This window comes from Streptomyces rubellomurinus, from assembly GCF_000961885.1.
Classification (GTDB): domain Bacteria; phylum Actinomycetota; class Actinomycetes; order Streptomycetales; family Streptomycetaceae; genus Kitasatospora; species Kitasatospora rubellomurina.
The window spans coordinates 1-935 of the sequence record NZ_JZKH01000263.1 but is presented as its reverse complement, the minus strand read 5'-3'; the positions used below and the strand labels follow the sequence as shown (position 1 = coordinate 935).

Here is a 935-nt window from a genome sequence, read left to right as displayed (position 1 = left end):
CTCGGGGTGGATCTCGAAGGGCTCGCCGATGATGTCGCCGACCGTCATGCGCGGGTTGAGCGAGGTGTACGGGTCCTGGAACACCATCTGGATGTTGCGCCGGACGGACTTCAGCGCGGCCCCGCTCAGCCGGGAGATCTCCTCGCCCTTGTACTTGACGGACCCGCCGGTGGCCGGCTCCAGGTTCATCAGCACCTTGGCCAGCGTGGACTTCCCGCAGCCGGACTCGCCGACGACGCCCAGCGTCTCGCCCTGCATCAGGTCGAAGCTGACCCCGTCGACCGCCTTGACCGCGCCGACCTGCTTCTTGAGCAGCACGCCCTGGGTCAGCGGGAAGTGCTTGACCAGGTCGCGGACTTCGAGGATCGGTTCGCCGCGCCGCACCTCCTGGGTGAAGGCGGTCTCCTCCGGCTCGGCCACGCCCAGGGCGCTGGAACCGTGGGGGGCCGTTCCCTCAACGGTCATGGAGGGTCTCCTTCCAGAAGAAGCAGGCGCTGCCGCGGCCTTCCAGCGGCGTCCCGTCGTCCTCGGTGACGGGGAACAGCTCCGGCACCTCGGCCCGGCAGACGTCCTGCGCGCGCGGGCAGCGCGGGTTGAAGGCGCAGCCCCGGGGGATCCGCAGCAGGTTCGGCGGCAGGCCCTTGATCGCGTACAGCTCCTGGCCCTTCTGGTCCAGGCGCGGGATGGAGTCCAGCAGACCGCGGGTGTACGGGTGCGCGGGCCGCGCGTACAGCTCGTGCACGGGCGCGGTCTCGACGATCCGGCCCGCGTACATGACGGCGATCTTGTCGGCGACGTCGGCGACCACGCCGAGGTCGTGGGTGATCAGGATGAGCCCCATGTTGTACTCGGCCTGCAGCTCGGCGAGCAGGTCCATCACCTGGGCCTGGACGGTGACGTCCAGGGCGGTGGTGGGCTCGTCGGCGATGATCAGG

The 935-nt window shown here is 69.8% G+C and carries 2 protein-coding genes; both read right to left on the bottom strand.

Annotation, left to right across the window (positions count from 1 at the left end; translation table 11 throughout):
• Positions 1-465: ATP-binding cassette domain-containing protein (locus VM95_RS37700; RefSeq protein WP_045706009.1), on the bottom strand; the 465-nt coding region annotated here is incomplete at its 3' end.
• A partial coding sequence (locus VM95_RS37695; RefSeq protein WP_045706007.1) for an oligopeptide/dipeptide ABC transporter ATP-binding protein occupies positions 455-935 on the bottom strand: 481 nt, incomplete at its 5' end. The genes VM95_RS37700 and VM95_RS37695, both read right to left, overlap by 11 nt.